A 23792-nucleotide genomic window follows, 5' to 3' on the forward strand; every position below is an offset into this window, starting at 1 on the left:
CTCAGCCTCGCTGCGCGGGATCGACGGGCGCCGACGGGCTGCCCGAGCCGGCCGCACGCAGGTACTGCTCGAGCTCGTCCGCCGCGTGCCGATACCCGCCCGCCTCCTGCTGGGCGGCCTGCAGGGTGGCCGCGGCCGCCCGGAACCGCGGCTCGTGGAGCAGGCGGCGGGCGAGGGAGCGCACGGCGCCCTGGGTGACGTCCTGGGTCCGGATCGACAGGCCCGCGCCGAGCTCGACGACGCGCTTCGCCACCAGCGGCTGGTCGGCGCCCTGCGGGACCACCAGCATCGGAACCCCGGCGTACATGGCCTCGTTGGCGCTGTTCATCCCGCCATGGGTGATGAACAGCGCCGCCCGGGCCAGCACCTCCGGCTGCGGCACGGAGCGCAGCGCGAGCACATTGGCCGGCAACGGACCCAGCGCCTCGGGATCGGTCTGCCCGGTGGAGACGATCACGGTGCCGCCGAGCGGTTCGAGCGCGGTGGCGAAGGTGCGCAGCACCCGTGGGTCGGAGTTGAACACCGTGCCCAGCGAGGCGTACAGCACCGGGTCGTGCAGCCGGTCGACCTGGAACGACGGGTCGAGCGGGCGGGCGCCGATGCTCGGGCCGACGAACTTGAAGGACTCGTCGAACGCGTCGGCGGCGGGCTGGAACGCCCGAGAGGTGTAGACCAGATTGAGCGGCGCCCGGATGTTCCCCATGTCGACCAGGGGCAGCCCGTGCGCGTCGTAGCGGCGGTGCAGCTCCCGGCGCGCCCGCACATAGCCCTGAACGCTGCGCGGCCGAGCCGTCCCCGCGGCGAACAGGCTCCACGAGCCGCCGGTGGGGCTGGGCACCTGCCGGTTGTAGGCGAACGTGGTGCACGACGACGCCGCCGGCACCCGGAGTTCGCGAGCGGCGACGGCGCCCCACAGACAGGCGTTGTCGTGCACGATCAGATCGGGGCGGATGCCGCGCAGCTCGTCGAGCACGGTGGGCAGCACCCGGACGGCGGTCCGCGCGATCCCCTCGACCAGCGTGACCGGCATCGGCGGATCGGCGATCGGCTGGTCGCCCCCGGGGTAGAGGCACACGGTCGCACCGGTCGCCTCGATCTCGGCAGCGAACGCGGGGGTCGTGTGGTAGCTGACGGAGTGGCCGCGCCGGACGAGCTCGGCCACGACCGGCAGCGTCGGGTTGACGCGCCCGTGCATGCCGATGTTGAGGAACGAGATGGTGCTCACGGGCCTACCTCCAGTGCGGAAGAAGTCGATGCGTCGCCCGGACCGGCCGTTGTCGTCAGTGGACCGTCCACCCGGTACAGACCGGGCCCACTGATGTGCAGTCCGTCGAGGAAGCGCCCCGCCGCCAGCGAGGCGGTGCTGATCAGCCGCTTGGAGTGGCCGAAGTCCCACGGAGCCGGCCAGGCCTCGACGCCGGTCGGCAGTACGACGGTCGGGATGTGCTCGGACACCTCGTGCAGGTCACGCTCGATCTGATGGTGCAGCAGAAGCAGCCCCGCCCGGGACGCGATCGCGGCGGCGCTGCGGCGCGAGAAGGTGGGGCTCAACGGCGAGCTCTCCGGCCCGGTCGACACGACCACCACGCTGGCCGCCCCCGCCTGCCTGGCCGCCAGCACCGGGACATAGGCGATCACCCCGCCGTCGACGAGGGTCCGGCCCTCGCGCTCCACCGGGGGCAGCATCCCGGGAATGGCCGCGCTGGCCAGCAGCGCGGACTCCAGGTCTCCGTGGTCGAGCAGCACCGGAGCGCCGGTGACCAGGTCCATCGCCACCGCGGTGAACGGGACCGACAACTGCTCGATCCGCGACGGCAGCCCGGCCCCGGCGATCAGCCGGCGCAGACCGCGGTCGGTGAAGACGCTGGCCCGCGAGGACAGGTAGCCGAGCGGATACACATGACGGCGACGCAACTGGGTCCACACATGGTCCAGCCACGGTGCGGCACTGTGTGGATGGGCGGCCGCGATCGCCCCGTTGAGTGCACCCACCGAGGTTCCGATGATCATGTCCGGGACGAATCCGCGCTGCTCCAGCGCGTACCCGACGCCGACGTGCGCCGCTCCGAGCACCCCACCGGCGCCCACCACCACGGCCACGGGACGGGGGAGCGAATTCAAGCCCGCTGATGCGGTTCCGCGTGTCATCGGTTGCTCCACGAAAGCCTTTGTATGAGAGTCCGTCTCCCGCCGTAGGTCGGGGCGGCGCGGAGACGGACCGTGCGTGACCGTCGGCCCGGCCGGCGCCGGCGGGCCGGTCGGCCGAACTGGCCGGGCCGGTCAGCCGAACTGACCGGGCTGGTAGTCGCCGGCAGGCTGCTGGATGATGACGTTGATCCGGTTGTACGCGTTGATGACGGCGATGAGGGAGACCAGGGAGACGAGTTGGTCCTCGTCGTAGTACTTGGCCGCGTTCGCCCAGGCCTCGTCGGTGACGCCGCCGGCGGCGTCGGCGGTGCGGGTGCCCTGCTCGGCCAGCTCCAGGGCGGCGCGCTCGGCGTCGGTGAACACCGTCGCCTCCCGCCAGGCCGCCACCAGGTGGAGACGCTGCACGGTCTCGCCGGCGTGCGCGGCGTCCTTGGTGTGCATGTCGGTGCAGAAGCCGCAGCCGTTGATCTGGCTGGCGCGGATCTTCACCAGCTCCTGGGTGGCGGCCGGCAGCGTCGAGTCGGCGACCAGCTTGCTCGCCGAGTTGATGTGCCTCAGCACCTTGCCCGCGAGGGGGTGCCCGAAGTAGTTGAGACGCGATTCCACGGTGATCTCTCCTTGCCGTGTTGCGGATACACACTACTGACCGGGATCACCCCGCGATCTGTGACAGGCAGCCCGGTGTGACGTGCGTCTCATTCACTCATTGCAGGGCACGGTTGAGCACACGCCGAGAATGACAGCGGAGACCCGGCCCCGTGTGACAAGGTGTCGAGTCACACGGTATGTTCGCGGGACACGCATGGACGCGCATGGACGCGCTGGAGTCCACCTCCTTCACCAGGGCCTGGTGGCAGGCTTCGACGTCCCTGCGAAGGCGGCCGGGTCGGCAGAGTCGGTGGAGTCGGTGGAGGAGAGAGTCGGACTGGACTGCGTCTGCGCCTGTGGGTGCCGGCGCCGGTGAGAGTGTGCGGTGCGCGCGGTCATTCCAGCGCGGAGCGCACGATCCGCAGGACCGTCGGGTCGTCCACCTCCGCCCTGATGTCGGCGAGAGTCTGGGCGGCCAGTGCCTGGTGCCACGCCTGTTCCGCGCGACGCATGGCCGAGTTGACCGCACAGACGCCCGTGGGCGGCGGTGACAGCGCGCCGATTCTGCCGCCGCAGCGGATCTCGGTGCAGTGAAAGATCTTCGTGCTGCCCTCGATGGCCTCCACGACGTCCAGGAGGGTGATGTCCTCGAGGGGTCTGGCCAGCCGGAACCCCCCGCGCGGCCCCGGCACGGAGACCACGAGCCCGGCCCGGGCGAGCTGCTGCAGCTGCTTGTTGAGGTAGGAGGCCGACAGGCCGTGGGCCTCGGCGAGCTGGCCGCTGCCCACCGGGCCGCCGCCGATCATGTCCAGGTTCAACAGGGTGTGCAGAGCCCACTCGACCCCTTTAGCCATTCGCATATTACGGACATTACATGTCCACGATCGAAGCGTGCCGCCAGCCGGGCGTCGCCGTTGAAAATCTTGACATCAAATATCCAGGATAAGTAGTGTCCAGGTTATGCGGTGCGGGCCCTGCATGAGGCCGCCGCAGTAGACAGCCCCTGCTCACGGCGCATCTGCCCAGGGAATCCCTGTTCCTGGAGCACCGGCCGCCGGAGCACCGGCTCATCGCTTCGGCTTCGAAAACGGAGAAGTTCATGAAGGATGTCCTGATCATCGGTGGCGGCTTCGCCGGCGTGTGGAGTGCGGCAGGAGCCGTGCGCGCCGCCCGGGAGGCCGGCACCCCCGGTGACGAACTGCGGGTGACCCTCGTCAGCGGCGGCGACGATCTGGTCATACGCCCCCGCCTGTACGAGGACGCCCCCGACGGCATGCGCGTCGCCCTCGACCGCGTCCTCGGCCCGATCGGCGTCCGCCGTGTCACGGCGACCGTCACCGGGATCGACACCGAGGCGCACACCGTGCGCGCCCTCGGACGCTCGGGTGAGGAACTGGAGCTGTCCTACGACAAGCTGGTGCTGGCCACGGGCAGCCAGGTCGTGCGGCCCGAGTTCCCGGGCTCGCAGGAGGTCTTCGACGTCGACACCCTCGCCACGGCCGCCGCGCTCGACAACCACCTGCGGCGGCTGCCCGGGCGGAGCCCCTCCCAGGGCCGCTTCACGGCCGTCGTCGTCGGCGCCGGCTTCACCGGCGTGGAGATCGCCACCGCGCTGAGCGGACGCCTCCAGGCCATCGCCGACCGTCACCTCGGCGCGGAGGAGGTCCGCGTCGTGATGGTCGACCGCGCCGACGTCCTGGGCCCGGAGCTCGGCCCGGGCCCCCGCCCGAACATCGAGGACGCGATCGACGAGCTGAAGATCGAGCGCCGGCTGGGACGCACCGTGGCATCGGTGACCAGCCAGGACGTCACGCTCTCGGACGGCGAAGTGATCCCCGCGGCGACCGTCGTGTGGACGGCCGGTATGGCCGCGAGCCCGCTCACCGCCCAGATCCCCGGGGAGCGCGACCGGCTGGGCCGCCTGACCGTGGACGAGCACCTGCGGGTCGTCGGGGTGTCCGACGTCTACGCCGCCGGCGACACCGCGCTCGCCGCCGTGGAGGACGGCCACTCCGCGACGCAGTCCTGCCAGCACGCCCTGCCCATGGGCAAGTTCGCCGGCCACAACGTGGCGGCCGACCTCCTGGGCGCCGCTCCGCTGCCCTTCACCGCCGACCCCTATGTCACGTGCCTCGACCTCGGCCCCGCCGGCGCCATCTTCACGGAGGGCTGGGACCGCCGGATCGCGCTGACCGGCGAGGAGGCCAAGACCCTCAAGCACAACATCAACGCGCTCTGGATCTACCCGCCGACCGACGACCCGGAGCAGATCCTCGCCCAGGCGGGCCGCTTCTCCAACGGCTGACCACCGTCCGCCCCCCCGGTGAGTCGTCCGCCGCGTGTGCCCGTGCACCGCGGCGGGCGGCCCGGCCGTTCGGGGCCGTGCCCGCCTGGTGCGCTCCGGGCCGAGTACGATGATCCCTGTCCAAATGTCCTGTCAATAGCCTGTTGTCGGGGGATCTCCAGTGCTCGCCAGGACCTGTCCTAGGGTGGTCGTGTCGAAGGGTGGGTTCAGGTGGATGCATCGGGCAGGCAGCGGCCCACGATGGCGGACGTCGCCGCGAAGGCGGGCGTCTCCCGGGCCCTGGTCTCGATCGTGTTCCGCAACCAGCCGGGAGCCAGCGACGAGACCCGGGAGCGGGTCCTGCGGGTCGCCGACGAGATCGGCTACCGGCCCGACAGCGCGGCCCGGCTGCTGGCCCGTGGCCGCAGCCGCACGCTCGGTGTGATGTTCCACGTCCACCAGACCTTCCACACCAACCTCGTCGAGGGCATCTACCCGGAGGCGGAGCGGCTCGGCTACGAGGTCCTGCTGTCGGGCGCCACGCCGGGCCGCAGCGAGGAGAAGGCGGTCGAGGCGCTGCTCAGCCACCGTTGCGAGGCGGTGATCCTGCTCGGCTCCTTCGCCGAACCCTCGTTCCTGGAGGAACTGGGACGCCGCACGGTCGCGGTCTCCGTCAGCCGCCGGGTCCCGCACGCCCACGTCGACTTCGTGCACTCCGCCGAGGGCAAGGGCGTACGGCAGGCGATGGAGCACCTCGTCGAGCTGGGGCACCGCCGGATCGTGCACCTCGACGGCGGACGCGGCCCCGGCTCGGCCGAGCGGCGGCGGGCCTACCGGGCGGCGATGCGCCGGCACGGGCTGGAGGCCGAGGCGCGGGTCGTGCCCGGTGATCACACCGAGGAGTCGGGCATCGAGACCGGTCGACTCCTCCTCGCGGAACGCGACCGGGGACAGGCGCTGCCGACGGCGGTCCTCGCGGGCAACGACCGTAGCGCGATGGGCCTGTTGATGGCGCTGACCCGGGCCGGAGTCGAGGTGCCGGGCGACCTGTCCGTCGTCGGCTACGACGACAGCCATCTCTCCCATCTGATGCCGATCGGGCTGACCACGGTCCGCCAGGACGCGGTCCTCATGGCGGAACACGCGGTGCGGTTCGCGGTGGAACGGCTGGAGAAGCCCGAACTGGATCCGCGGGAAGCGGTGTTGGACCCGAAGCTCGTGGTGCGGGGCAGCAGCGGCCCACCGCCGGAGAACGCGGTCTGAGAGCACGGAATCGAGCCGGCCGGCACCGTGCCCCACGATGCCTGCCGACTCGCGTGCGTGCTCCCGTAGCCGTCAGCGTGTTCCGTTGGCCGCGAACTCGGCGACGGTGTCCGCGTTCTCCTTCGTGATGAAGGCCGGGCCGGTCAGGACGGGCGCGGTGCCGCCCCCGCTGACGTTGCCGTTGTTCTTGTAGAGCCAGAGGGAGTCGACGGCGAGGTAGCCCTGCAGATAGGGCTGCTGGTCGACGGCGAACTCGACCGTGCCGCTCTGGACGGCCTCGACCAGGTCCTTGTTGAGGTCGAAGGTCGCGACCTCGGCCTTGGTGCCCGCGTCGGACAGCGACTGCACCGCGGTGAGCGCGATCGGGGCGCCGAGGGTGACCACCTGGTCGATGGAGGAGTCGGCCTTGAGCTTGGCGGTGATCGTCGACTTCACGGACGGCATGTCGGTGCCGTTGACGTAGAGGATGTCGGTCTTGCCGCCGAAGCCCTTCTTCAGGCCGGCGCAGCGAGCCTCCAGGGCGACCTGCCCCTGCTCCTGGATCACACAGAGAGCGTGCTTGGCGCCGAGCTGGTCGAGACGTTCGCCGAAGGCCTGGCCCGCGATGTTCTCGTCCTGGCCGAAGTACTCGAGCATGCCGAGCTTCTTCCAGTCGTCGACGCCGGAGTTGAAGCCGACGACCGGGATGCCGGCCGCGGTGGCCTTGGCGACCACGTCCTTCATGGCCTCGGGCTTGGCGGCGGTGAGGGCGATGCCGTCGACCTTCTGGTCGATCGCGTTCTGCACGAGGTTGGCCTGGTTGCCGGCGCTGGGGTCGCTGGAGTAGACGAGCTTGATGTTGTCCTTGGCGGCCGCGGCCTGGGCGCCCTTGCGGATCAGATCCCAGAAGGTGTCGCCGGGGGAGGCGTGGGTGACCATGGCCACCGTCATCCGGGGCGTGTCCGCCTTGCCCGCGCCGGCGGCGGCCCCGCTCTCCTCGGACTTCTTCCCGCCGGAACTGCTGGAGCAGCCGGCGGCGAACAGGGCGCCGACCAGGACGGTGGCGGTCAGAGCGACGGCTCGGTGGTGTGTGCGCATGTCCCTTGCACCTCACTGTGCTGGTCAGGGTGGGGTCTGCAGACCGGCGCCCGGCGGCTGGTCCGGCAACTAGAGCGCTTTATTAGCGCGCTCTAGTGGCATGACTATGGAGCCACTCACCGATGATGTCAACGGGTTTGTCAGGACGTTTTGACATCCTGTGTCGTGCTCGTGGCGGACGTGTGGGCGCTCCGGTTCCGCCTGCCGCCGTGTCCGGTGCCGTGTCCGCTGCCGGTGCCCCGTGTGTCGGTGCCCCGTGTGTCGGTCGCGCAGTCGGAGTCGCCGGCCGTGGGGTCGTCGTCGCCGTCGTCCGCGGTGCCGGGGTCCGGGTCCGCCGTGTGCGGAGCCTCGGGTTCGGGTGCTTCGGGCTCCGGGGTCTCGGGGGCCGGAGCGGGGGGTTCCGGCGTGCCTTCCTCGGCCGGGGGCGGGGGGTCCTCGGGCTTCTGGGCCGAGCCTCCGTCAGGGGCCTGCGGGAGGGAGGTTCCTGTTCCGCCGGAAGTGTCGCCGGTGTCGCCGGTCTCGGCGGCGTCCAAGGGAGTGGTGGGCGCGGTGGTGTCGGCCTTGCGGGCCGGGGCGCTCTCCTGGAGTTCGGTGGTCGGTGCGGACGGGCCGTGGTTCGCGGCGGCCTCGGCCCGGACGGCGGCCGGTGCGGGCGGCGTCGCCGGCGCCTGGGCCACCGGCGCCTGTCTCGCGGGCGCCTCGGCCACGGGGGTGCGCTGCACCGGTATCGGGGCAGCGTCGGCCCCGCCGAGGATGAGGCAGACCGCCGCGGCGCCCGCCGCGAGCGCGCCGGCCGTCACCGTCATGGGCGCCTTCGAGCCGCCGACCGCTGCGTGACGCACGCCGTGCAGCAACCCGGCGCCGGGCCCGCCCGCAGCGCCTGCCGCGCCCGCCGCGCCCGCCGCCGCACCGGCCGACCCCGCGACGAAGCTCAGGAGGAACTTGCCGGCGCCGCCCAGCGCGAAGACCAGCAGGGCCGGTCCGACGAGTGCGGGGAGCCGGTTGTTGGTGAGCATCAGCGCGGCGAGCGTCTCGCGGCAGTCGTCGCACGCGTCCACATGGCCGAGCAGTCGCTCGCCCTGGCGCGCGGTCGCGGCGCCACGGACGTACGCGGGCATCCGGGCCCAGTGGACCTGGCACGCGGGGTCCTCCGGGGCTCCGGTCTGGGCCCGCAGGAAGGCCTGCCGCATGCCCTCCCGCGCACGGTGCAGCAGTACGGCCGTCGCGCCGTCCTTGGTGCCGAGCTGCGGCCCGATCGCCGCCAGCGGCTGGCCCTCCGCCTCCGCGAGCCACAGCGCCTTCACCCAGCGCTCGGGCAGTTGGCCCAGCACCCGCACGACCAGGTCGACGCAGGACACCTGTTCGGCCGGGTCCTCTCCGTGCGCGCCCGTCTCGGCGCGGTCCTCGGTGTGCGGATCCCGTGGGGTCTCGCGCACCGCGCTGCCCGAGGCGATCGCGAGATGCCGCACGGTCGTCCTCAGATACGCCGGCACGTTGTCGATCTCGTGCCCCTCGGCCAGCCGTCGCCACACGCGGAAGTGCGCCTCGGCGACGAGGTCTTCGGCGGTCCAGGGGTTCCTGGTGAGGGAGCGGGCGTAGGCGACGAGGCGCGGCTGCTGCTCTTCGTAGACGCGGGCGTACGCGGCCGTGGCGGCGGCCGGGGCGGACACGGCAGTGGACCGGTCGGTCATGGAGGAACGCTCCAGTTGCCTGCTGAGGGGCGGAAGGATTTGTGAGCCTAGATGACAAAACTTTCAACCAAAGTTGCAGTCATCCATGGATGTGACTCACATCACCTCCGCGGGTGCCCGACGGCGGAGCCAGCCGAGCAGCAGCACCGACCACAGGGCCGCGAACGCGCACCAGGTCGAGACGAACTCCAGCCGCCACAGCGTGAAGCAGACCGCCGCGCCCACGCCGACCACCACCCCCAGGACCAGCAGCCCCCGGTCGCCGGACAGCAGCAGTGAGCCGACGGTGGCCAGGAGGTAGCCCGCGACGAGCACCTCCGGGTGCGGAAGGTCCACGGTGTAGCCGATCGTGCGGCCGCGGATCTCGGCCGTCACCGGGCCGTTGGCGATCCCGTACGCGAGCGCCGTGGCGGTCGCGACACCGATCGCGAGCAGCAGCGTCAGCCCGCGTCGCGCGGGCGGCGGGGCGACGCACCACACCGCCGCCGGCACCCACACCGCCAGCAGCGGCATCGCCATGACGGCCCAGAGGACGGTGGCGGCTCCGCTGCCCCCGCCCGAGTCCCAGACCACCGCCTCCACGATCTGGTGCGCCCCGAGCAGCAGCGGCAGCGCGGCCAGCGGAAGGTCCCGGCTGCCGCGCGCAGCCGTCACACAGGCCACTCCGACGGCCGCCACCCCGGCCCCCGCGACCAGATCGGCCGTCGCACTCCAACACATCACGTCACCATGGGTTCGGCCGTCGTCCGCATCCGCCTTGCTGTGCTGCCACGCTACGTCCCGCCCCGGAGATCCACCTGCCGCCCTGCGGAGCGGCGTTACGCTGCTTTCGGCGGATACCGAAGGAGGCCGCGGGTGGTGGACGCCTCGCAGGGAGTCGACGGGCTCGGGCTGCTGCACCCCGCGCTGTTCTACCGGACCGAACGCGAGTACGTGGACCGGACCGTGTCGTTCGTGCAGGAGGGCCTGGCCGTCGGCGAGCCGGTGGCGGTGGCGGTGCCCGGCCCCCACCTGGAGCTGATCGCGGCGGGACTGGGCGCCGCCGCCCGACGCGTCCGCCTGCTCGACATGACCGAGGCGGGCCGTAACCCGGGCCGGATCATCCCCACGGTGCTACGCGCGTTCGCCGACGCCCACCCGCGCGGACGGGTGCGGATCATCGGCGAGCCGATCTGGGCGGGCCGCAGCGCCGTGGAGTATCCGGCGTGCGCGCAGCACGAGGCGCTCATCAACGAGGCCTTCGAAGGCCGGACGGTCACGATCCTGTGCCCGTACGACGCGACCCGACTGGACGGGCAGGTCCTGGCCGACGCGCGGATCACCCACCCGACCGTCATCGCCGACGGCACGGAACGGGTCAGCGACGCCTACGACTGGCCCTCCGTCCTCGCCCGCTACAACGAGGCGCTGGCGCCCGCGCCGGACGCCGCCGTGTACTCGTTCGGCCCCGACGACCTGTTCGCGGTGCGTGCCTTCGCCGTCGGCCAGGCCGAGCGACTGGGCCTCGCGGGGCAGCGGCTGGCGGACGCCGAACTGGCGGCCGCGGAACTGACGACCAACAGCGTGGTGCACGGCGACGGACGGGGCACCCTCGCCGTCTGGGCCGAGGCCGGGCAGATCGTCTGCGAGGTCAGGGACGCGGGCCGACTGGCCGATTCGCTGGCCGGACGCCGGGTACCCGCCCGCGGTCAGATCGGCGGCCGCGGTCTGCTGCTGGTCCACTGTGTGACCGACCTGGTGCGCCTGCACACCGGCGACGACGGCACGACCGTCCGCTTCTACATCGGCCGCTGAGCGCACGTCAGTCGGCGGCGCGCAGCGCGCCCCAGGTGTTCTGGCCGACGATGCCGTCGACCGCCAGTCCCTTGTCGCTCTGGAAGCCGCGGACCGCCGTCTCCGTGTCGGGGCCGAAGTCGCCGTCGACGCCCGAACCGCCCACGTCGTAGCCGCGTCTGGTGAGCATGCACTGCAGTTGGACGACCCGCTTGCCGCTGTCGCCCAGGTCGGTGCGGCCGTTGCCCGAGTAGTACGTGCAGTCGGTGATCCAGGCCGGGGCGCCGGGCTCGGTCGGGGCCGGGGTGGAGGAGGCGACGGTGTCGTCGACGGGGGCGGCGGGGGTGGTCCGTGGGCCGTCGACGGCGGGGACGGTGGCGGCCGCGGAGGCATCGGGCGGCGTGCTTTCGTCGTCGCCCGTGACGTCGGCGGGTCTGCCGGAGGCGTCCGTGGCGGGGGTCCGGCCCGGGGCGCCGGTGGTGCTCGGCCGGGCGTTGCCGCCGGGCAGGTCGCCGGACCGGCCGCCGTCGGCCGACGCGACGGCCTCCGGCGAGGCGACGGCCGGGCCGTCCGTGCGGACGAGCACGAAGGCGCCCGCGGCGACGGCGCACAGGGCGGTGCCCGCTGCGGCGGCCAGGATCCGCTTCCGGCGCACCGGAGGCCTGCCCGCCGTGAGCGAGGTCGGCGCGACGGCAGAAGGCGCGGGTGTCGGGGCCCCGGGCGCCGGGCTCCCCTGCACAGGCACAGGCACAGGCACCTGCACCCGCGCCGGTTCCTGCACCGGTACCGGCTTCACCCGGTTGTCCGAGGGCTGCAGGCGTTCCGCCCGTTCCACGGGAAGGCGGTACAGCGTCTCGTATGCGCGTCGGCGGGCCAGCACATGGCCGTGCAGCGGTTCCGGCCAGCCGGCGGTCGCGGGACGCCCGCCGGCCGTGTCGATCAGTTGCCGCGGGGTCGGCCGCCGCTCGGGTTCCTTCGCCAGACAGGCGGTCAGCAGCGCTCCCAGCTCCGGGTCGACCTCCGAGACGGCGCCGGTCACCTCCGGGTTCGGCTGCTCGAACGCCACGCGGTGCATGACGTCGACACCGGTGCCGTCGCCGAAGGGGGCCCGCCCGGTGGCCGCGTAGAGCAGGGTGCCGGCCAGGGAGAACACGTCGGACGCCGTGTCGCAGTGGCCCGTCCGCAGATACTCCGGCGACATGTAGGCCGCGGTGCCGACCCGGTTGCCCGTGCCCGTGATGGCGCTCGCGTCCAGGGCCTTGGAGATCCCGAAGTCGATCACATGCGCGCCCTGCGGCGACAACAGCACGTTGGACGGCTTCAGGTCCCGGTGCACGACTCCCACGGCGGCGAGGGCGGTGAGCGCCCGGCCCAGCTCGGCCACCAGCCGCCACACCGTGGCCGTGGGCAGGGCGCCGCCCTCGCGCACGGCTTCGGCCAGGTCCAGCCCGGGGATGTACTCGGTGGCCATCCACAGCAGCCGGTCGTCCCAGCCGGTGCCGCATAACCTCGGCGCGTGCGGCGGACCGAGGCGGCCGTGCACCGACGCCTCACGTTCGAACCGGCGCTGGAAGCGGACGTCCTCGGCGTACTCCGGCCGGATCACCTTCACGGCGAACAGCCCGGGACCGTCGTCCGCGGCCCGCGCCAGATAGACGCGTCCCATCCCGCCGCTGCCGAGCAGCGCCACCGGTACGAACGGGCCGACGCGGCCCGGGTCGCCGATCCGAAGCGGAGCGGCGCCGGTCTGCCGGAGCGCGGCGGCCTCGTTCGCCGCGGGGTTCACCACGGAGTTCGGCGGGGGCGGCAACTGGTCGGACACGGAACTCCCGAAGTGATGTTCGTCGTAAGTCAGTTCGCACTCGATGGGAGATCGAGGCTAGCCGAGCCCCGCCCGGTGCTCAGGGTTTCCACCGGTTCCGTCCGGCCCGTCCCGACCGTACGCCGGCCCGCCTGTGGCGCGTCCGCGGCGCGAAGCAGGCGGGTGAAGCCTGAAGCGCCGTCAGCTCCACGGGGCATGCATGAGGATCTCCGCCGTATCCGGCCGGGTCGGCGGACACGACGCGCTGGAGGCGAGAGTGATGAACGAACGAGCCGAAGAGGCCGGTCCCCGCACCCTCAGGGTCCCGGTCCTCATCGTCGGCGGCTCCCTGGTCGGTCTGGCGACCTCGTTGTTCCTGGGCAGGCTGGGGGTGCCGCATGTGCTGCTGGAGCGCCACTCCGGCACCTCCATCCACCCACGCGGCCGCGGCAACAACGTCCGCACGATGGAGCTGTTCCGGGTGGCCGGGGTCGAGCGGGCGATCCAGGAGGCCGCCGCCACCCTGGCCGACAACCACGGCATCCTGCAGGCGCCCACTCTGGTCGGCGACGCGGGGGAGTGGCTGTTCCGGGACATCGACCCGGGCGGCGGACTGGCCCGCTTCAGCCCCAGTTCCTGGTGCCTGTGCAGCCAGAACGACCTGGAGCCGGTCCTGCTGGACCACGCCAAGCGGCTCGGCGGGGACCTCCGGTTCTCCACCGAGCTGATGTCGTTCGAGACCGACTCCCATGGCGTCACCGCCGTGGCGAAGAGCCGGGACACCGGTGAGCACCTCACCGTCCGCGCGGACTACCTCGTCGCCGCCGACGGCCCCCGCAGCCCCGTCCGCGAGCAGCTCGGCATCGGCCAGAGCGGCCCCGGCGACCTGTTCCACAACGTCAGCCTGACGTTCCGCTCCCACGGCCTCGCCGAGGTCGTGGGCGACCGCCGCTTCATCGTCTGCTACCTGACCAGCCCGGACGCCGACGGCGCCCTGCTGCCGGTGGACAACCGCGAGAACTGGGTCTTCCACGCCCCCTGGCACCCCGAACAGGGCGAAACCCTGGAGGAGTTCACCGACGAGCGGTGCATCGAGCACATCCGGCGGGCGGTCGGGGTCGCCGACCTCGACGTGGAGATCACCGGCAAGGCGCCCTGGCACGCCGCCCAGCGCGTCGCCCGCAGCTACCGCTCGGGGCGTGTGTTCCTGGCCGGCGACTCGGCCCACGAGATGTCGCCGACCGGGGCCTTCGGCTCCAACACCGGTATCCAGGACGCCCACAACCTCGCCTGGAAGCTGGCCGCGGTCCTCGACGGCTGGGCGGGGGAGCGCCTGCTGGACAGCTACGACGCCGAGCGCCGCCCCGTCGCGGAGGCCACCAGCGCCCGGGCCGCCGTCCGCTCGGCCGAGCACAGCCACCCCGGATTCGCCCCGCCGCCCGGCGTGGGCGGTGGAGGCGGTCCCCAGCGCGGCATCCTCAACGTGGCCCTCGGCTACCGCTACCCGCAGGGCGCCGTGGTCGGCGCCGATCCCGCGTCCCCGGTCGTCCCGGAGGGCCTCGACCTGACCGGCGAGCCCGGCAGCAGGGCGCCCCACCTGTGGGTGCGGCGCGGGGACGAGCGGATCTCCACCCTGGACCTCTACGAGCGGTCCCTGGTGCTGCTCAGCGACGCCGGTGAGCCGAGCGGCTGGCACGAGGCCGCCGAACGCCTCGCCGCGGAGCTGGCCCTTCCGCTCAAGTCGTACCGGGTGGGCGCCGGCTCCGGGGCCGACCTGGCGCCGGAGGGCGACGCCGACTGGGCGGAGCGCCATGGCACGGCCCGCGGGGGCGCGGTGCTCGTCCGGCCCGACGGGTTCGTCGCCTGGCGGTCGCCGGGTCCGGACCCGGCCCCCGAGTCGACGCTGCGTCAGGTCCTGAGCGGCGGGCTGGCACTCGGCTGACCCCGTTCCCCTCCCGAGGGCGTCACCCGTGTGAACGCCCCGAGTGGTGCTGCGGCGGCCGTCGGCTGACGGTGGATCACGTCCCGGTCGGGTCTTGTCAGCTGACGAGGCGTCGGCTGCCCGGCCGTGACGGAAGGACCATCAGATGCGTTCTGCTCGCATGATCCTGGCCACCGCGGCGGCGTCCGCCGCCCTCGCCATCGGCGCCCCCGGCGCCTACGCGGCCGCCGGTGACACGGACCACGACGACTCCTCCTACAGCAAGGAGGACAGCTCCTCGTACAGCAAGGACGACACCTCCTCCGACAAGGAGGAGCACGGCAAGGACGAACACGGCAAGGAGGAGTCCGGCAAGGAAGAGCACGGCAAGCCGCACGGCGGGATGCACACCGGCGGCGGAGCCCTCAGGGACACGGCCGCGGACGACGAAGCCGACAAGGAATCCGGCAAGGACAAGGACTCCTGGGGCGGCGGCCACGAGAAGCCCAGCGGCGGCGTGCACACCGGTGGCGGCGCCCTCGCGGGGCCCTCGGCGACCGCGGCCGGCCTCGGTGTCCTCGCCGTCGCCGGCACCGGCCTCTACGCCCTGCGCCGCAGGAAGTCCGCCGGAAGCGTGGCCTGAGCCATGCCGGTTGCGATAGCGAAGCCGCGGCCGCCGCCCGTACCCCGTGCGGCGGCCCGGCTCGCTCCCCGTGCCCCGTACGCTCCGCTGCCGCGCCCGAGTGAGGTTGTCTCCGATGGCAGTTCCCCCTTCGTCCCCCACCCCCACCCCGTCCTCCTCCGATCCCGGCAGCTCCCGGTCCGGTGTCACGATGCTCTGCGCCGCGGCCGCCGTGATCCTGGCGCTGAACCTGTTCGGCGGCAACGACACGTCGACGACCGGCATCTCCCGCCCCCCGCACGCCCCGCCCGCCGCCGCCCCGGTCCCGGGCAGTCGCGCACCGGCCACGCCCACGTCGGGCGCGGCCGCCGACGCCCCGATGGGCAAGCATCTGCCGCGCTCGCGGCCGGTACGTCTGCTGATCCCGAAGATCTCGGTCGACGCGCCCTTCACCGACCTGGCCATCGGCCCCAGCGGCCGGCTGGACGCGCCCCCCGCGAACGACGTCAACCTCGTCGGCTGGCACGCCGACGGGGCCTCCCCGGGGGAGCCGGGCACCTCGATCATCGCCGGGCACGTCGACACCAAGACGTCCCCCGCCGTCTTCGCCGGGCTCAGCGCGCTGGTCAAGGGCGACCTCTTCCATGTGCGGCGGGCCGACGGCAGCAAGGCCACCTTCCGGGTCGACAGCGTGGAGACCTTCGACAAGGACGACTTCCCCAGCGAGCGGGTGTACGCCGACACCGCCGAGGCGCAGGTGCGGCTCATCACCTGTGCGGGGGCCTACGACCGACGGGTCAAGGACTACACGGAGAACCTGGTCGTCTTCGCCCACCTCGTCTGACCGTCCGCCACCGACGGTCCCCCACCGGCCGTCCCCACCGGCCGTCCGCCACCCGTTCACCCGCCCAGTCACCCACGTAGTTCATCCGAGTCGCGCACTTGCGGGGACGGGCACAGGATCGAGGAACGCTGACGTCGCGGACCCGCGGCCGACGTTCACCACCCCCCTCCGCGAAGGAGATGTGCGCAGGATGACCACCACGTCCGAACGTGTTGCAGGTTCGCGGACGCGACAGGCGTCGCAACGTGTGTCCCAGTCCGTGTTCGACGGCTCCCGCCTCAGGGTCGTCCTGCTGGTCGACGTCTACGACGGAGCCCAGCAGCAGTTCCTCGAGGCGTACGAGCAGCTCTGCAACCAGGTCGCGTCCGTCCCCGGGCATGTCAGCGACCAGCTCTGCCAGTCCATCGAGAACCCCTCCCAGTGGCTCATCACCAGTGAATGGGAGAGCGCCCCGCCGTTCCTCGCGTGGGTCAACAGCGAGGAGCACGTGCGGATGGTGGAGCCGCTGCACAGCTGCGTCCGTGACACCAGGTCGCTGCGCTTCCACGTGGTCCGCGAGACCGGCGGCCCGGCGGCGGCCGCCGACGCGGGCAAGCGCCGGCTCCAGACCTCGCCCAGGATCGGCGACGGCATGATCCGGCACGCGCTCACCTTCACCGTCAAGCCGGGCAGCGAGGAGATCGTCGCCAAGATCCTCGCCGACTACGCCTCGCCCGAGCCGCAGGTCGACGACACCACCCGGCTGTGCCGCACCTCGCTGTTCATGCACGGCAACCGGGTGGTGCGGGCCATCGAGGTGCGGGGCGACCTGCTCTCCGCACTGCGGCACGTGTCCCGGCAGCCCGAGGTGCGGGCCGTCGAGGAGGCCATCAACCCCCATCTGGAGCAGGACCGGGACCTCAACGATCCGGAGTCCGCCCGGGTGTTCTTCACCCGGGCCGCGCTGCCCGCCGTCCACCATGTGACGGCGGACCGGCAGGACGCGCAGGCCGAGCGGTACGCCCTGTACTACCCGGCCCGTCCCGACCGCGGCATGAAGCTCGCCGAGCTGCTGGCCCGGCAGGACGAGGCGGCGGCGGACGACGCGCGCAACCCGGTGCTGCGCAGCACGATCTTCCAGCGCGACGACGTCGTCGTACGGCTGGTCGACGTGCGCGGCGGACTCGACGCCGCCGACCCCGTACAGGCCTTCGGTCTGTCCGACCCCAAGCAGGTGGCCGAGCTGACGACGCTGCTGGACGACGCCGGCGACGCGGACCGGTCCGCGTCGAAGGACGCCCGACTCGCGCGACTGCTCGAACTCGCGCGTATGGATCTCGTCACCGACCGCCGGTCGCCCGAGGCCTGATTCGTCATCACGTGGCCGGGGCGGCGCCCCCGCCCCGCCCACGTCGGCGCAGTACATCATCGGAGGAACGTCGTGATCACATCCCGTCCCAGAGTCGTCGATCTCAGCGAGGTCGAGCCGAACACCCGGCGCGGCGGCGATCTGCGCGCCATGCTCACCCCGGTCACGGTCGGCTCGACCAGCGGTTTCATGGGCCTGGCCCTCATCAAGCCCGGCGACCGCATCGCTGAGCACTACCACCCGTACTCCGAGGAGTTCGTGTACGTCGTCTGCGGGCAGCTGGAGGTGGACCTGGACGGCGAGGCCGTGGCGCTGCAGCCCGAGCAGGGACTGATGATCCCCGCCCACATGCGGCACCGCTTCCGCAACGTCGGGAACGTCGAGGCCCGCATGGTGTTCCACCTCGGCCCGCTGGCCCCGAGCCCGCCGCTCGGTCACGTCGACACCGAGGAGAGCGACGCCGAAGCCGTGGTCCGCTCATGACCGGGCGTCGTGTGGCGGTCACCGGCATAGGCATCGTCGCCCCCGGCGGCATAGGCGTCCCGGCGTTCTGGAAGCTCCTCACCGAGGGGCGGACGGCGACGCGCGGCATCACCTTCTTCGACCCGAGCGGCCTGCGGTCGCGGATCGCCGCCGAGTGCGACTTCGAGCCGACGGCCCTCGGGCTGGACGCGCAGGACGTCGAACGGTGCGACCGCTACATCCAGTTCGCCCTGGTCGCCGGCGACGAGGCGGTACGGGACGCCGGTCTCGACATGGCGGCCGAGAACCCCTGGCGAGTCGGCGTCTCGCTGGGCACCGCGGTGGGCGGCACCACCCGGCTGGAGAACGACTACGTCAAGGTCAGCCACGGCGGGCAGCGCTGGGACGTCGACCACCGCGAGGCGGCCCCGCAACTGCACCGGGCGTTCTCGCCCAGCACGCTCGCCTCGACGGTCGCCGAGCGGTTCGGGGCCCGCGGGCCGGTGCAGACGGTCTCCACGGGCTGCACCTCCGGCCTCGACGCGGTCGGCTACGCCTTCCACACCGTGGAGGAGGGCCGGGCCGACATATGCATAGCCGGCGCCTCGGACTCGCCGATCTCCCCGATCACCATGGCCTGCTTCGACGCGATCAAGGCCACCTCCTCCAACAACGACGACCCCGCGCACGCCTCGCGTCCCTTCGACGCCGACCGCGACGGGTTCGTCATGGGCGAGGGCGGCGCGGTGCTCGTCCTGGAGGAGCTGGAGCACGCCAGGGCCCGCGGCGCGCACGTGTACTGCGAGCTCGGCGGGTACGCCACCTTCGGCAACGCCTACCACATGACCGGCCTGACCAGCGAGGGCCTGGAAATGGCCCGGGCCATCGAGGACGCCCTCGACCACGCCCGGGTCGACGCCACGGCGATCGACTACGTCAACGCGCACGGGTCGGGCACCAAGCAGAACGACCGCCACGAGACCGCCGCCGTGAAGCGGGTCCTGGGTCGGCACGCCTACGGCACCCCCATGAGCTCCATCAAGTCGATGGTGGGCCACTCCCTGGGCGCGATCGGGGCGATCGAACTCGTCGCCTGTGTGCTGGCGCTGGCCCACCAGGTCGTACCGCCGACCGCGAACTACGAGACGCCCGACCCCGAGTGCGATCTGGACTACGTCCCGAAGGTGGCCCGCGAGCGGAAGCTGGCCAGCGTGCTGTCGGTGGGCAGCGGGTTCGGCGGCTTCCAGTCCGCGGTGGTCATGAACCGGCCGAGGGAGAAGACACGATGAGCGAACCCCTTCCACGGCGCGCGGCCGTCACGGGAATCGGCGTGGTCGCGCCCAACGGAGCCAGTACCGAGACCTTCTGGAAGTCCACCAGGGAAGGCATCAGCGTCCTGGACCGGGTGACCCGCGAAGGCTGCGAGCACCTGCCGCTGCGGGTGGCCGGCCAGGTCCGCGACTTCGACCCGGCGGCCGCGATCGAGGAGCGCTACCTCGTCCAGACCGACCGGTTCACACACTTCGCGATGGCCGCGGCCGACCTCGCGCTGGCGGACGCCGACTTCGGCCGGCCCGACAGCGAGGCCGCGCCGTTCTCGGTGGGCGTGGTCACCGCGGCCGGTTCCGGCGGCGGCGAGTTCGGACAGCGCGAGCTGCAGCAGCTGTGGGGCAAGGGCAGTCGTTACGTCGGCCCGTACCAGTCCATCGCCTGGTTCTACGCCGCCAGCACCGGCCAGATCTCCATCCGCCGCGGCTTCAAGGGCCCCTGCTCGGTCGTCGCGGCCGACGAGGCGGGCGGCCTGGACGCCCTCGCACACGCGGCGCGGGCCGTGGTGCGCGGCACCGACGTGATCGTGGCCGGGGCGACCGAGGCGCCGATCGCCCCCTACTCGGTCGTCTGCCAACTCGGCTACGAGGAACTCAGCACGGTCGACGAACCGACCCGCGCCTACCGCCCGTTCACCGCCTCGGCCTGCGGGTTCGTGCCCGCGGAGGGCGGCGCGATGCTCGTGGTGGAGGAGGAGTCCGTGGCCCGGGCGCGCGGTGCGCGGGTGCGGGCCCTCCTCGCCGGACACGCGGCGACCTTCACCGGCGCCTCCCGCTGGGAGGAGTCCCGGGAAGGACTCGCCGAGGCCATTCGCGGAGCCCTGGCGGAGGCCGACTGCGCCCCCGAGGAGATCGACGTGGTCTTCGCCGACGCCCTCGGCGTACCGGAGGCGGACCGCGCCGAGGCGCTGGCGATCGTCGACGCCCTCGGCCGGCACGGCGCCCGGGTGCCCGTCACGGCGCCCAAGACCGGGATCGGCCGGGGGTACTGCGCGGCGCCGCTGATGGACGCCGCGGCGGCGGTGCTCGCCATGGAGCACGGCCTGATCCCGCCCACTCCCAATGTCTTCGACATCTGCCATGACCTCGACCTCGTGACCGGCACTGCCCGCACCGCCGAAGTGCGTACGGCACTGGTCCTGAGCCGGGGACTCATGGGGTCGAACTCGGCGCTGGTGCTGCGGCACGGCGCCACCGACGCCTCGTAGCGAGGCGGCGCGAAGCAGTAGAGGAGAGGAACACCCATGACCGACCGCATCACCGTGGAAGAGCTGGCCGAACTCATGAAGAAGTCCGCAGGCTGCACCGTCGCCCCGGCCGAACTCCGGCAGGACGGCGTCGACTTCGGCACCCTGGGCGTCGACTCGCTCGGGCTGCTGGGCATCGTCGGCGAGCTGGAGAACCGGTACGGCACGCCGATGCCCTGCGACGCCGAACGCTCCAAGTCGCCCCGGGAGTTCCTCGACCTCGTCAACAGTGCCCTCATGACAGGAGCGTGAGATGACCGGACACACACAGAACGAGATCACCATCGCGGCCCCGCTGGACCTCGTCTGGGAGATCACCAACGACCTCGACAACTGGCCGCGGCTGTTCAGCGAGTACGCCTCCGTCGAGATCCTCTCCCGGGAGGGACGCCGGACCACCTTCCGGCTGACCATGCACCCGGACGAGAACGGCACCGTGTGGAGCTGGGTCTCCGAGCGCGAGCCGGACCGCGAGACGCTCACCGTCAAGGCCCGCCGGGTCGAGACGGGGCCGTTCGCCCACATGAACATCCACTGGCGGTACGAGGAGGTCCCGGCCGGCACGCGGATGATCTGGACGCAGGACTTCGCGATGAAGCCCGAGGCGCCGGTCGACGACGAGTGGATGACCGACAACATCAACCGCAACTCCAAGGTCCAGATGGGCCTGATCCGCGACCGCATCGAGAAGGCCGCCGCCGAACGCGGCGCCACGCCCGGTCTGACCGACTGAGCCGGACAAAGGACAGTCCCCCCATGCACCAAGCCCTGATCGTCGCCCGGATGGCCCCGGGATCGGCGCCCGACATCGCCAAGGTCTTCGAGGACTCCGACCGGGGCGAGCTGCCGCAGCTCGTCGGCGTCGTCCGGCGCAGCCTCTTCCAGTTCGGCGATGTGTACATGCATCTGATCGAGTCCGAGCGCGAACCCGGGCCCGCCATCGCCAAGATCACCGGGCATCCCGAGTTCCGGGACGTCAGCGAGCGCCTGTCCGCGTACGTCAGCGCGTACGACCCCGAGACCTGGCGTTCCCCGAAGGACGCCATGGCGCAGCGCTTCTACCTCTGGGAGCGCGAGCGGGCCGGCTGACCCGCGCCGCACGACACCTCACCGGCCGCCGGGCCCGCAGCGTCGCGGGCCCGGCGGCCGGTGGTTCTCCCGGGGGTGCGTCCGGATCAGCCGGGGACGTGGCAGTCGAACGCGTGCAGATACGGGTTGACCGGGCTGACGTCGTCGATGACCAGGCCCGCCTCGGTGAGCCGGCTCACCATGCTCTCGGTGGTGTGCTTCGCCCCGCCGACGTTGAGGAGCAGCATCAGGTCCATCGCGGTGCTGAACCGCATCGACGGCGAGTCGTCGACGAGGTTCTCGATGACCACGACCCGGGTCCCGGGTCCGCCCGCGCCGATGACGTTGGCCAGGGTGCGGGCCGTGCTCTGGTCGTCCCACTCCAGGATGTTCTTGATGACGTAGACGTCGGCCCGGACGGGCACGGCCACGCGGACGTCGCCCGGCACGATGCGGGCGCGGTGCGCGAGGTCGCCGCCCTCGCGCAGCCGGGGCACGGCGTTGTCGACGACGCGGGGCAGGTCGAGCAGGCTGCCGTGCATCGAGGGGTACTTGTCCAGCAGGCTGGCCACCACATGGCCCTGGCCGCCGCCGATGTCGGCGACCGACGTGCTGCCGGACAGGTCGAGCAGGGCGGCGACCTCGCGCGCCGACTGCTCGCTGGAGGTCGTCATGGCCCGGTTGAAGACCTCGGCGGACTCGGGGGCGTCCTCGTTGAGGTAGGTGAAGAACTCCTTGCCGTAGAGGTCCTCGACGACGTTGCTGCCGGTGCGCATCGCCTCGTCGAGCTTCGGCCAGGCGTCCCAGGTCCATGGCTCGGTGCACCACAGGGCGATGTTGCGCAGGCTGTGCGGGTCGTCCTCGCGCAGCAGCCGGGACATCTCGGTGTGCGCCCATGTCCCGTCGGGGCGCTCGGTGAAGACGCCGTAGCAGGTCAGGGCGCGCAGCAGCCTGCGCAGCGGGCGGGGTTCGAGCTTCGCCGCGGCGGCGAGGTCCTCCACGGTCATGGGGGCGTCGCCGAGGGCGTCGGCGACGCCCAGCCGGGCGCAGGAGCGGACGGCGGCGGCGCACGCCGCACCGAACACGAGCTCCCGCAGACGCATGGACGGCGGTGGGGCGGTCTCAGCGGTTGTCATGTGCCGCCTTCTTTCTCTGTGGGGGAGTCCCGGTGCGGGACGAGACGGTCGGGGTCAGCACAGGCCGGCGGGCTTCGACGCCTTGCAGGTGTTGCCCACGAAGGTGTTGCCCTTGCCGGTGGTGTCCGTGTTCACCAGGTCGGCCGGGGAGTTGCCCCGCAGCCTGTTGTCGCTGATCCGGTTCCGGTCGCTGGTGGTGCCCACGAAGCTCTTGAACAGCACGATGCCGCCCGACAGCGAGGACTTGCCGACGTTGTCCTCGATGACGTTCCGGGTGATCAGGCTGTCCTCGGCGCCGGTCAGCACGATGCCGGAGCCCTGCAGGGCGTCCAGCCGGGCCGTCTTCGGGCAGGACTTGTTGTTGCGCACGATGCGGTTCTCGGCGACGGTCACGCGGCCGGCCTTGGGCTTGTTCTCGTCGCCGACGACGAACACCGCCGCGCAGTTGCCGGTGAGGTGGTTGCGCGCGAGGGTGAGGTTGCGCAGCCGGCGCACGGTGACGCCGATCCGGTTGCCCTCCAGCCGGTTGTGCTCGACGACCGTTCCCTCGGAGTCCGTGGCGCCCAGCTCCTGCGTGACGCTGTTGGCGAGGAACAGCCCCGCGTCGCCGTTGTCGCGGGCGGTGTTGCCCCGGAACTCGCCGTGGCGGGAGGCCTCCTGGGCGATGCCCCACACCCCGTTCTTCACCGCGGTGACGTTGCGCACCGTCAGCGCGTCGGCGGCCATGGCGTAGACGCCGTTCTTGGTGAAGCCGGAGACGGTCAGGGAGGCGACGGTGACGTCCTCGACGGGGTGGGCCTTGGTGCCGACGACACAGATGCCGTTGCCGCCCGCGGCGCAGGCGCCGACCGCCTTCTTGGTCTTGGACTTGGGGTTGGTCTTGGCCTTGGCCGCCGGCTGGAGCACGGTGTCGCGCCCCATGCCGCGCAGGGTCAGCCCGTGCGTCTTCACGTCGACGCTCTCGTGGTAGGTGCCGGCGGCCAGCAGCACGGTGTCGCCCGGTTCGGCCCGGTCCACCGCCTTCTGGATCGAGTCCCCGGGCTGGACCAGATGGACCACGTGTCCGGGGGCGGGCGGAGCTGCGCCGAGCCCGGTCCCGAGGAGCGCCGCGGTGCACGCCAGGTATGCGATATGGCATTTCTTCATATTGTGCACGTTATGACCGGATGGCCCGAGAACCGGCGAGATGGG

The 23792-nt window shown here is 72.2% G+C and carries 23 protein-coding genes; 13 read left to right on the forward strand and 10 right to left on the reverse strand.

Going from position 1 to position 23792, the window contains the following annotated elements; translation table 11 throughout:
• Position 1: 1 nt before the first annotated feature.
• From ABZ725_RS46390 to ABZ725_RS46405, 4 genes are all read right to left on the reverse strand, one after another.
• Entirely contained in the window at positions 2-1225 is a 1224-nt protein-coding gene (locus tag ABZ725_RS46390) for a macrolide family glycosyltransferase (RefSeq protein WP_358808399.1), read from the reverse strand.
• Positions 1222-2148 (reverse strand): patatin-like phospholipase family protein, encoded by a 927-nt coding sequence (locus ABZ725_RS46395; protein ID WP_358808400.1) that lies wholly within the window; start codon positions 2146-2148, stop codon positions 1222-1224. Before ABZ725_RS46395 ends, ABZ725_RS46390 begins: the two co-directional genes overlap by 4 nt.
• A 132-nt stretch (positions 2149-2280) precedes the next feature.
• Positions 2281-2754, reverse strand: coding sequence for a carboxymuconolactone decarboxylase family protein (locus tag ABZ725_RS46400; RefSeq protein ID WP_358808401.1), 474 nt, complete (start codon positions 2752-2754; stop codon positions 2281-2283).
• A gap of 377 nt (positions 2755-3131) precedes the next feature.
• A complete protein-coding gene (locus ABZ725_RS46405) occupies positions 3132-3590 on the reverse strand; it encodes an Rrf2 family transcriptional regulator (protein ID WP_358808402.1) in 459 nt (152 codons plus the stop codon).
• Between the two features lie 245 nt (positions 3591-3835).
• Between ABZ725_RS46405 and ABZ725_RS46410 the strand changes: the two genes are divergently transcribed.
• Positions 3836-5041 (forward strand): FAD-dependent oxidoreductase, encoded by a 1206-nt coding sequence (locus tag ABZ725_RS46410; protein WP_358808403.1) that lies wholly within the window; start codon positions 3836-3838, stop codon positions 5039-5041.
• A 240-nt stretch (positions 5042-5281) separates the two neighbouring features.
• On the forward strand, positions 5282-6283 hold the full coding sequence (locus ABZ725_RS46415) for a LacI family DNA-binding transcriptional regulator (protein WP_358808436.1): 1002 nt from the start codon (positions 5282-5284) through the stop codon (positions 6281-6283).
• 72 nt (positions 6284-6355) lie between these two features.
• On the opposite strand, the gene ABZ725_RS46420 is transcribed toward ABZ725_RS46415, so the two are convergent.
• From ABZ725_RS46420 to ABZ725_RS46430, 3 genes are all read right to left on the reverse strand, one after another.
• A complete protein-coding gene (locus tag ABZ725_RS46420; RefSeq protein ID WP_358808404.1) occupies positions 6356-7360 on the reverse strand; it encodes a sugar ABC transporter substrate-binding protein in 1005 nt (334 codons plus the stop codon).
• Positions 7361-7500: 140 nt separating this feature from the next.
• On the reverse strand, positions 7501-9051 hold the full coding sequence (locus tag ABZ725_RS46425; RefSeq protein WP_358808405.1) for a sigma-70 family RNA polymerase sigma factor: 1551 nt from the start codon (positions 9049-9051) through the stop codon (positions 7501-7503).
• A gap of 96 nt (positions 9052-9147) precedes the next feature.
• Entirely contained in the window at positions 9148-9771 is a 624-nt protein-coding gene (locus ABZ725_RS46430; RefSeq protein WP_358808406.1) for a DUF6629 family protein, read from the reverse strand.
• Positions 9772-9909: 138 nt separating this feature from the next.
• On the opposite strand from ABZ725_RS46430, the gene ABZ725_RS46435 reads away from it, so the two are divergent.
• On the forward strand, positions 9910-10845 hold the full coding sequence (locus tag ABZ725_RS46435; protein ID WP_358808407.1) for an anti-sigma factor RsbA family regulatory protein: 936 nt from the start codon (positions 9910-9912) through the stop codon (positions 10843-10845).
• A 7-nt stretch (positions 10846-10852) separates the two neighbouring features.
• Here the strand turns inward: ABZ725_RS46435 and ABZ725_RS46440 are convergent, their stop codons facing one another.
• Entirely contained in the window at positions 10853-12646 is a 1794-nt protein-coding gene (locus ABZ725_RS46440) for a protein kinase (RefSeq protein ID WP_358808408.1), read from the reverse strand.
• Between the two features lie 259 nt (positions 12647-12905).
• Here ABZ725_RS46440 and ABZ725_RS46445 point away from each other — a divergent pair, with 259 nt between their 5' ends.
• The 10 genes from ABZ725_RS46445 (at position 12906) to ABZ725_RS46490 (ending at position 21486) form a co-directional block, all read left to right on the forward strand.
• Positions 12906-14567, forward strand: a complete 1662-nt coding sequence (locus tag ABZ725_RS46445; RefSeq protein WP_358808437.1) for an FAD-dependent monooxygenase — start codon at positions 12906-12908, stop codon at positions 14565-14567.
• A 145-nt stretch (positions 14568-14712) separates the two neighbouring features.
• Entirely contained in the window at positions 14713-15189 is a 477-nt protein-coding gene (locus ABZ725_RS46450) for a hypothetical protein (protein ID WP_358808409.1), read from the forward strand.
• 115 nt (positions 15190-15304) lie between these two features.
• On the forward strand, positions 15305-16012 hold the full coding sequence (locus ABZ725_RS46455) for a class F sortase (protein WP_358808410.1): 708 nt from the start codon (positions 15305-15307) through the stop codon (positions 16010-16012).
• Positions 16013-16202: 190 nt separating this feature from the next.
• On the forward strand, positions 16203-17360 hold the full coding sequence (locus ABZ725_RS46460; RefSeq protein WP_358808411.1) for a SchA/CurD-like domain-containing protein: 1158 nt from the start codon (positions 16203-16205) through the stop codon (positions 17358-17360).
• Between the two features lie 72 nt (positions 17361-17432).
• Complete coding sequence (locus ABZ725_RS46465; protein WP_351920405.1) at positions 17433-17843, forward strand: cupin domain-containing protein; 411 nt, start codon at positions 17433-17435, stop codon at positions 17841-17843.
• Positions 17840-19111, forward strand: a complete 1272-nt coding sequence (locus ABZ725_RS46470; RefSeq protein WP_358808412.1) for a beta-ketoacyl-[acyl-carrier-protein] synthase family protein — start codon at positions 17840-17842, stop codon at positions 19109-19111. Before ABZ725_RS46465 ends, ABZ725_RS46470 begins: the two co-directional genes overlap by 4 nt.
• Positions 19108-20358, forward strand: coding sequence for a beta-ketoacyl synthase N-terminal-like domain-containing protein (locus ABZ725_RS46475; protein WP_358808413.1), 1251 nt, complete (start codon positions 19108-19110; stop codon positions 20356-20358). The genes ABZ725_RS46470 and ABZ725_RS46475 overlap by 4 nt, the downstream gene beginning before the upstream one ends.
• 36 nt (positions 20359-20394) lie before the next feature.
• Positions 20395-20649, forward strand: a complete 255-nt coding sequence (locus ABZ725_RS46480) for an acyl carrier protein (protein WP_351920411.1) — start codon at positions 20395-20397, stop codon at positions 20647-20649.
• A 1-nt stretch (position 20650) separates the two neighbouring features.
• Positions 20651-21130, forward strand: coding sequence for an SRPBCC family protein (locus ABZ725_RS46485; RefSeq protein WP_358808414.1), 480 nt, complete (start codon positions 20651-20653; stop codon positions 21128-21130).
• Positions 21131-21153: 23 nt separating this feature from the next.
• Complete coding sequence (locus tag ABZ725_RS46490; RefSeq protein WP_358808415.1) at positions 21154-21486, forward strand: TcmI family type II polyketide cyclase; 333 nt, start codon at positions 21154-21156, stop codon at positions 21484-21486.
• A gap of 86 nt (positions 21487-21572) precedes the next feature.
• Here ABZ725_RS46490 and ABZ725_RS46495 read toward each other — a convergent pair whose 3' ends face one another.
• The gene (locus ABZ725_RS46495) at positions 21573-22601 is read right to left on the reverse strand and encodes a methyltransferase (RefSeq protein ID WP_358808416.1); all 1029 of its coding nucleotides are present in this window, start codon (positions 22599-22601) and stop codon (positions 21573-21575) included.
• Positions 22602-22655: 54 nt separating this feature from the next.
• Positions 22656-23747 carry a right-handed parallel beta-helix repeat-containing protein gene (locus tag ABZ725_RS46500; protein ID WP_358808417.1) on the reverse strand — a complete coding sequence of 364 codons (1092 nt, stop codon included), beginning with the start codon at positions 23745-23747 and terminating at the stop codon, positions 22656-22658.
• Positions 23748-23792 lie beyond the last annotated feature (45 nt).

The sequence above is a fragment of the Streptomyces sp. NPDC006872 genome, assembly GCF_040635845.1.
Classification (GTDB): domain Bacteria; phylum Actinomycetota; class Actinomycetes; order Streptomycetales; family Streptomycetaceae; genus Streptomyces.

Excerpts from the sequence above, each read along its gene's own strand:
- ABZ725_RS46395 (WP_358808400.1), bottom strand. The coding sequence starts at position 2,148 with ATGACACGCGGAACCGCATCAGCGGGCTTGAATTCGCTCCCCCGTCCC.
- ABZ725_RS46405 (WP_358808402.1), bottom strand. The coding sequence starts at position 3,590 with ATGGCTAAAGGGGTCGAGTGGGCTCTGCACACCCTGTTGAACCTGGAC.
- ABZ725_RS46410 (WP_358808403.1), top strand. The coding sequence starts at position 3,836 with ATGAAGGATGTCCTGATCATCGGTGGCGGCTTCGCCGGCGTGTGGAGT.
- ABZ725_RS46415 (WP_358808436.1), top strand. The coding sequence starts at position 5,282 with ATGGCGGACGTCGCCGCGAAGGCGGGCGTCTCCCGGGCCCTGGTCTCG.
- ABZ725_RS46420 (WP_358808404.1), bottom strand. The coding sequence starts at position 7,360 with ATGCGCACACACCACCGAGCCGTCGCTCTGACCGCCACCGTCCTGGTC.
- ABZ725_RS46425 (WP_358808405.1), bottom strand. The coding sequence starts at position 9,051 with ATGACCGACCGGTCCACTGCCGTGTCCGCCCCGGCCGCCGCCACGGCC.
- ABZ725_RS46430 (WP_358808406.1), bottom strand. The coding sequence starts at position 9,771 with ATGTGTTGGAGTGCGACGGCCGATCTGGTCGCGGGGGCCGGGGTGGCG.
- ABZ725_RS46445 (WP_358808437.1), top strand. The coding sequence starts at position 12,906 with ATGAACGAACGAGCCGAAGAGGCCGGTCCCCGCACCCTCAGGGTCCCG.
- ABZ725_RS46450 (WP_358808409.1), top strand. The coding sequence starts at position 14,713 with ATGCGTTCTGCTCGCATGATCCTGGCCACCGCGGCGGCGTCCGCCGCC.
- ABZ725_RS46455 (WP_358808410.1), top strand. The coding sequence starts at position 15,305 with ATGGCAGTTCCCCCTTCGTCCCCCACCCCCACCCCGTCCTCCTCCGAT.
- ABZ725_RS46460 (WP_358808411.1), top strand. The coding sequence starts at position 16,203 with ATGACCACCACGTCCGAACGTGTTGCAGGTTCGCGGACGCGACAGGCG.
- ABZ725_RS46470 (WP_358808412.1), top strand. The coding sequence starts at position 17,840 with ATGACCGGGCGTCGTGTGGCGGTCACCGGCATAGGCATCGTCGCCCCC.
- ABZ725_RS46475 (WP_358808413.1), top strand. The coding sequence starts at position 19,108 with ATGAGCGAACCCCTTCCACGGCGCGCGGCCGTCACGGGAATCGGCGTG.
- ABZ725_RS46480 (WP_351920411.1), top strand. The coding sequence starts at position 20,395 with ATGACCGACCGCATCACCGTGGAAGAGCTGGCCGAACTCATGAAGAAG.
- ABZ725_RS46485 (WP_358808414.1), top strand. The coding sequence starts at position 20,651 with ATGACCGGACACACACAGAACGAGATCACCATCGCGGCCCCGCTGGAC.
- ABZ725_RS46490 (WP_358808415.1), top strand. The coding sequence starts at position 21,154 with ATGCACCAAGCCCTGATCGTCGCCCGGATGGCCCCGGGATCGGCGCCC.
- ABZ725_RS46495 (WP_358808416.1), bottom strand. The coding sequence starts at position 22,601 with ATGACAACCGCTGAGACCGCCCCACCGCCGTCCATGCGTCTGCGGGAG.
- ABZ725_RS46500 (WP_358808417.1), bottom strand. The coding sequence starts at position 23,747 with ATGAAGAAATGCCATATCGCATACCTGGCGTGCACCGCGGCGCTCCTC.